The organism is Bradyrhizobium sp. UFLA05-89 (genome assembly GCF_059803475.1).
In genome coordinates this window covers 1-6,084 of sequence record NZ_JBANBA010000209.1, presented here as the reverse complement: position 1 = coordinate 6,084, position 6,084 = coordinate 1, and the positions used below count along the sequence as shown (strand labels likewise).

At 60.0% G+C, this 6,084-nt stretch carries 6 protein-coding genes and 2 pseudogenes; 6 read left to right on the top strand and 2 right to left on the bottom strand.

What is annotated here, in order from left to right; translation table 11 throughout:
• Window positions 1-498 precede the first annotated feature (498 nt).
• Complete coding sequence (locus SO139_RS45215; RefSeq protein ID WP_474804857.1) at window positions 499-1,326, bottom strand: DUF3987 domain-containing protein; 828 nt, start codon at window positions 1,324-1,326, stop codon at window positions 499-501.
• Window positions 1,327-1,383: 57 nt separating this feature from the next.
• On the opposite strand from SO139_RS45215, the gene SO139_RS45210 reads away from it, so the two are divergent.
• On the top strand, window positions 1,384-1,674 hold the full coding sequence (locus SO139_RS45210) for a hypothetical protein (RefSeq protein ID WP_498542072.1): 291 nt from the start codon (window positions 1,384-1,386) through the stop codon (window positions 1,672-1,674).
• 791 nt (window positions 1,675-2,465) lie between these two features.
• Here SO139_RS45210 and SO139_RS45205 read toward each other — a convergent pair.
• Window positions 2,466-2,639: a hypothetical protein gene (locus tag SO139_RS45205; RefSeq protein WP_474804861.1), complete on the bottom strand. Its 174-nt coding sequence runs from the start codon at window positions 2,637-2,639 to the stop codon at window positions 2,466-2,468.
• Window positions 2,640-2,808: 169 nt separating this feature from the next.
• Here SO139_RS45205 and SO139_RS45200 point away from each other — a divergent pair, with 169 nt between their 5' ends.
• The 5 genes and pseudogenes from SO139_RS45200 to SO139_RS45180 all read left to right on the top strand — a co-directional run.
• The gene (locus SO139_RS45200; RefSeq protein ID WP_498542071.1) at window positions 2,809-3,096 is read left to right on the top strand and encodes a hypothetical protein; all 288 of its coding nucleotides are present in this window, start codon (window positions 2,809-2,811) and stop codon (window positions 3,094-3,096) included.
• 27 nt (window positions 3,097-3,123) lie between these two features.
• A complete protein-coding gene (locus SO139_RS45195; protein WP_498542070.1) occupies window positions 3,124-3,846 on the top strand; it encodes a DUF72 domain-containing protein in 723 nt (240 codons plus the stop codon).
• Between the two features lie 168 nt (window positions 3,847-4,014).
• Window positions 4,015-4,200: a hypothetical protein gene (locus SO139_RS45190; RefSeq protein WP_498542069.1), complete on the top strand. Its 186-nt coding sequence runs from the start codon at window positions 4,015-4,017 to the stop codon at window positions 4,198-4,200.
• A gap of 158 nt (window positions 4,201-4,358) precedes the next feature.
• A pseudogene (locus SO139_RS45185) lies at window positions 4,359-5,157 on the top strand (NRAMP family divalent metal transporter); the annotation flags it as partial.
• Window positions 5,152-5,668: pseudogene (locus tag SO139_RS45180) on the top strand (LabA-like NYN domain-containing protein); the annotation flags it as partial. The pseudogenes SO139_RS45185 and SO139_RS45180, both read left to right, overlap by 6 nt.
• Window positions 5,669-6,084 lie beyond the last annotated feature (416 nt).

The window sequence follows — 6,084 nt, the reverse complement described above, 5'->3', positions numbered from 1 at the left end:
CGATTCCGTGCTGCGGCGGTGGGTGGAGCAGCGAGGGGGCCGGCTGGAGCCGACGGCGGCGACGCGGCGCCCCACAAGGCGCAGCGCGGCCCGCCCGTGCGGCTACAGGAAACCCTTCCATAGCTGCACTGCGCTCGTTACGTGACGCGCGTCGATCGCCTGTGGCTCGGCACCGCCGCTCCATGCCCATTCGAGGAAGCACAGCGTGCCAGACAGGCGCAACACATGTGCCGTTCACTTGCACCAGTATTCGCGGTCGCGTCCTTCGAGTAATTGCCTTTCCTTATGCGCGAATTGCGCAAACTGCGCGAATTCATGTCTAGCATCCGACGTTAATGGCACGCTGCGCGGTGCGAATGCTTCCTCATCGCCGGCCTGAAGGCTCGCCAACCGGTTGTGTACACTCTTCTGATAGGGTCCGGTCGATACGTCTCCTGCCTGAGCGCAAGCGCCAGTTCGCCAAGCCACCGCTGCGTCCCGCATTGATGATCTCGGGATCTACCTCGTCGGCATCGTCGATCGGTTCGCGGAATGGCGCTTCGCGTGGCCACGCATACAGGAAGCGGCTGTAGATGCCGTCGGAATCACCAGCAAACTTCGCGCAAGCAAATCCGGCTGAAAACCACCCACGACGCCGATGAGAAGGTGACGCAACATCACCGGCGGGCGACCAAGGCGTTCGACGATGAAGCTGTTGCCATCCCATGCCTCAAGCCAGAACGCGCGATCCGAACCGCCGCTGTAGCGCTCCAGGTTCATAAACAGCCGAGCCAGCTCGTCGGCCACATGGGTCACACCGCGCGGTCGCGCCTCAAGCAGCGGCGCCAACCTCTCGATCGTGCAGTCGGAGACGTAGAGGCGCGGAACGACGAACGGGCGCACCTCCTGCGCCTCAGCGGGCTTGACCGGCGGCTGACCGGCATCGACGGCGTCGGCAACCTCCTCCTTCCATTTCTTAAGCGCCGCCTTGGCACGCTCCGCGCGGGTTTCGTGCGCCAGCTGGCGCGTATTGTTCTCTTCTTGCCGCCCGCGCTCCACCACCAAGAGCGCCCGCTTGACGACATCGAGCGAGGGCGTCTTGCCCGACCCCGACACGCCGACGAGGCAGGTCCAGCACGTCATCGGCTGCTGCCACGCGCGGGTGGCCTGCACCCGGCGTGCGACGCCAATCAGACCCGAGGCGATGCCGATTAGCGGCAACACGATGTGTCCAACGGTCACGCCTGCACCGTTCGCCGCGTCCAGCATCCAGCGGTGCACACTTTGCGGAAATGCATCGATCGGCAGATCCGGCAGTTCGCCCCGGCGGTTGTCCAGGATCGACATATCCGGGTCGTCCCACTCGCCGGTGGACCGAATGGGGTGCAGGTGCTCCTTCTGCTGTTGCTGCTCGCCGCGCGATCGAGACGGGCCAGAAAATCCTCACCAGCTCCGCACCTCCTACGCGAGGCCTCTATCGATCTGGTCAATCATCTTCACGATCAGCTCGCGATGGTCCCGAAGGGTCTGCAGGCTGTCTTCGAAGGACTTGAGCGTCCGCTCCGCAAGTTGGGTGTCGTGGCCGTCTCGCCGCAGTTTATCGAGCTCGATCATCTGATCCGTGATGGCTCGCTCAGCGTTGGCAATGTGCGTATCTGCCTGCGCGAGCCGCCGCACTTCACGGTGCCATGCTGAAGTTTCTTCAACTGGTGGGCGCGAAGCGTGCTGCTTTCAGGAATGCAAAGAGCATGGCTGGATGAAAGATGCACCGACCCGCATGCGCATAAAAGGGCGCGCCGCCTGGCACGCGAGGAGCCGGCCGTCCGCCTTTCACCCGAACGGGCGGCCTTGGCAATAGACGACATGCTACTCACCTCGATCGGCGATACCTGTCCGGAGTGCTCACTGCATTAGGGCAAGCCTCGTCCGCCGGCCGGACGCTCAGAATCCGATGGTGACCTGCCTGCGAGACGAATCAGTTGAGCATTGCGGCGCCTTCGGACGAACGGGCGATCGGCGGAGAGTTCATGGAATCTGCTTGATGAATGCCAGGCCGCTAACGGAGAGCCGTTCTTCACTGGTCTCCCCTTGGGCAACGAGTTCTTCCAGATCTGTCTCAAGCGCGGGCAGCTTTCGTTCGAACTTTGGCGGGTAGGCCCATCATCTCGCAAGTATCTCGAATACGGCGGATCGGCTTCTCAAAAACATCTTTCTCGGATTCTGCCATCCGTCTTTTTTGGGAGCTACTCCTATGTGAGCCAATACAGCTTCCGGACCTGACGTCATCAGACTTTCGGCCTAGTTCGATCAGGCCGAGCGGACGGCAAAGTTCCTCGCGGCGCCGACAGTCATCGGATGCATCGCACCAGCATAAAAAAAGCCCCAGCCGGGGGAAGCTGGGGCCTACGCAGAGAAGTCTCGCCGGGATCATAAAGCGAGAACCGAGCGATTAACCGACTTTCGAGTTGCTCGTTCCCAAAAAACTTTCAAAGACGCGCGGAGTCGATCACTGCCTGCCAGATACGCTGAGCGTCTACATCTTCGTGCTGCTTCAAAATCGCGTTTGCAGGTTCTCGCACTTCTGATGCAATACGAGTCGTCTCACGCGACTCGATCCAGCGTTGCGAGATCGGATCGTACCATTTTGCCAGACTGATCACGTGAGCGGCTCCTTTAAGGGCTTGCCCTCCTGGAGAAATAAACGCTCCGTCCGCGCAGAGCGTTCCAGGCCGCGGCAGCGGCCGCGCCCGCAGCTTGGAAAGCTGATACCCTACCTCGGAACAATCATACTGATTTGTCCGTTCTTTAAAGACTTAACGGAGGATCGTTATGGCACGTGCAGCATGGAAGCAACCCAACTCGCCGATCGGAAAGAAAAGACCGCGCAAAGCCAATCCCGCTTACAAGCGTCGTTCGCGTCAGCCATGGTCGAGCGCCGATCTGCGCAAGTTGAAGCAGCTTGCCAGCGGTAACACCCCGACCGGGGTGATGAGTATCAAGCTTCAGCGACCGGTTGCGGCCATTCGCAGTAAGGCACAGCGCGAGGGGATTTCGCTGAAGCCGGTGAACCGGTCTCCGTACAATCGGCGCAAGGCGGCCAAGCGACGCAGATCGTGAGCTTCATAGAAGCGATCATCTTCCGATATGGCCCGCGTTCTCATCGGCACATCCGGCTGGCACTATCAGTCCTGGCGCGGGCCGTTCTTCCCTGATGGTTTGCCGGTCAAAGACCAGCTTCGCTATTATTCCGATCAATTCGAGACAACTGAGCTTAACGGTGTCTTCTATCGAACGCCTACTCATGCCGCCGTTGAGGCTTGGCGAGAGCAAACCGGTCGGGATTTCGTATTCGCGTGGAAAGCATCGAAGTTTATCACACACTGGAAGCGTCTCTCCGATCGATCCGTAAATAGCCTCGCACTTTTGGAAGATCGCCTTTCACGGCTCGGCGGCAAGGCCGGACCGATCCTGTTTCAGCTTCCCCCGCAATTTGAGGCCAACGCCGATCGTCTCGCTTCCTTCTTCAAGCTTTTATCGAGGAAGCGCCACTACAGTTTCGAGTTTCGTCATCCGAGCTGGTACGTACCGCGGATACTTCGGATGCTGCGGGACGAGAATATCGCGCTCTGTCTTTCCGACCATCATGATGCGCCCTCACCCTGGACGCGGACGGCGGATTTCGTTTATGTGCGAGGTCATGGGCCAAGTGGCCGCTATCACGGTCACTACCGCCAGGCGGCACTCTCGCAATGGGCAAAGCGGATAGAATCCTGGAAGCGGCAAGGATGTGACGTTTACGTCTACTTTGACAACGACCAGAAGAGCGCGGCACCGGCGGATGCGAAGAAGCTCAAGTCGATGGTTTAGACAGCGCTGCGCCATGTGTGGGAGGTGACATTCTCGCTTGAGGTTCCGCATTTGACGGAGCGCCAACGCCATTTTGAATCCCCAATTCTTCTCCCGAGCGGGAGCAAAGTCGCGGCTGCCGCATTGGTCTCGTACAAGATTTCCAGGACAAACAAGAGGGATTGAACAATGAGCGTCAAAGGCAAAGTCAAGGAAGGTGCCGGCTACATCAAAGAGGAGATGAACGAGCACGGCAAATCCGCCGAGAGCCAACAGAAGGCCCAGGAAGGCCGCGATCTGCGCAACGAAGGCCGGGTCGAAGACGGCAAGGCGCCGAAGACGACCAAGCCCGGTACAGGCCATCCCGAAAAGTAACGACCGCGAAGCTGTCCCGCCCGCGCGGGATGGCTTCATTGTCTGCTTCGGCACTGGACAAGTAAACGATATCCCGCGCAACGGCGCGGGATTTTTCTTATCAGCATTTGGCCGAACTTCACATCGTCCCGCCGCCTATCTAGCTAGGCTTCCCCCTTCCGGGGCTTATTACCGGTGCATCGGATGACGATCCCTCCGGCATCGGCACCTATAGCCAGACCGGTGCACAGCTTGGCTTCGGCATCGGGTGGACGATGCTTCTCAGCTATCCTGATGGTGGCCATTCAGGAGATATCCGGACGCATTGGGCGCATCACCGGCCATGGCATTGCGGGCAATGTGTGCCGCAACTATCCCGGCTGGGTCATCTGGTTTCTTGTCGGGCTACTGTTTGTTGCCAATACGATTAATGTAGCCGCCGATCTTGGTGCCATGGGTGATGCCGCACGTCTCGTCATGGGTGGTCCGGCGGCGCTCTATGTCGCGGCATTTGCCGCGATCTCGGTACTGGCCCAGATTTTCATGAACTACGAGCGCTATGTTTCCGTGCTCAAATGGCTGACGCTTGTTCTCTTTGCTTACGTCATTGCGCTGGCCGTCGTCAAAGTCCCCTGGCGAGAGGCAATTGCTGGTCTCGTAATCCCGAAAATCGAATGGAGCGGCACCTTTCTGATGACGCTGGTCGCCATTCTCGGCACGACCATCTCGCCCTATCTCTTTATCTGGCAATCGTCGCAAGAAGCCGAAGAGCAGCGCATCGATCCAAAGAAAAAGCCGCTGAAGGAGGACGCGCGCACGCAGGATCGCGAACTCTGGCGCATTCGGATCGACACGATGGTCGGCATGGCGTTCTCGAACATCATAGCAATCGCGATCATCATCACTACCGCAGCCACGCTTCATCAGCAGGGCATCACCGACGTCCAGTCGTCCGCCCAAGCCGCCGCCGCTTTTCAGGACCGGGGCACGCTACTCCGCGGATTCTACTACACGGCAGTCATCGAGGACCAGGAGTCCTCCTCGATCCGACCTCTGGTCGATTGGCTCGGCTACAACGGCTATACCGTCGTGACCAAGGCGACGAAGGAATTTATCGATTGTTCGGGGCGCCGCAAGATAAAGGCCAACATGAACATCGAGCTCGCGGTCGACGCCATGGAGCTTGCCGGAAAGATCGACGAGATGGTGTTCGGGCGATGGCGACTTCCGCTCTCTGGTAGCGGCGGTGCAACGCCGCGGCGTCCGGGTCACGGTGGTCTCGACGACTGGCACGCAGCCACCGATGATCGCCGATGAGCTGCGCCGTCAGGCCGACGTGTTCACCGATTTGTTGGAGCTGCAAGCCAAAGTCGGCCGGGACCCGTCCGAGCGCCAAGCCGCACGTGAGCGCAGCGATCCGCGTCGACGGTACGCGCAGCGGCCCATCCCGCCTCGACCGCGCGGCCAGACCAACGAGGTCGAACCTTGAGTTCGCGCGCCCAGTTTCAGTCCTGTGGATTTCGAAGTCGGAATCCGGCAGCCAGTCGCGATGGTGCCTCCGACGGCGAGGCATTTCAGGACGATTTCATATCACCGCCCCAAGGCCGCAGGCTCTGCTTGCGGCCTCTCCCCGTTTCTGCTCGCGCCCAGACGACGGCTGCCGAGCTTTGTGGCAGACCACACCAACATGCCTTGTCATCACCGAATCCACTGACTCGCATCTCTCCGGAGCAAGCGGTTGCAGAGGTGTGCTGGAGTCGATCGGAACGCCTGTGGGGAGCGCCCCTACGGATGATACGAGCAAGTGGGCTCGGACGGCCCTAGCTACGTTGCCCTCGGTGTTAATTTCTGATCGCCGTCTTCCCCGAAACGCTCCGACCTGGTCCCGATGGGAAGCGTGAGATG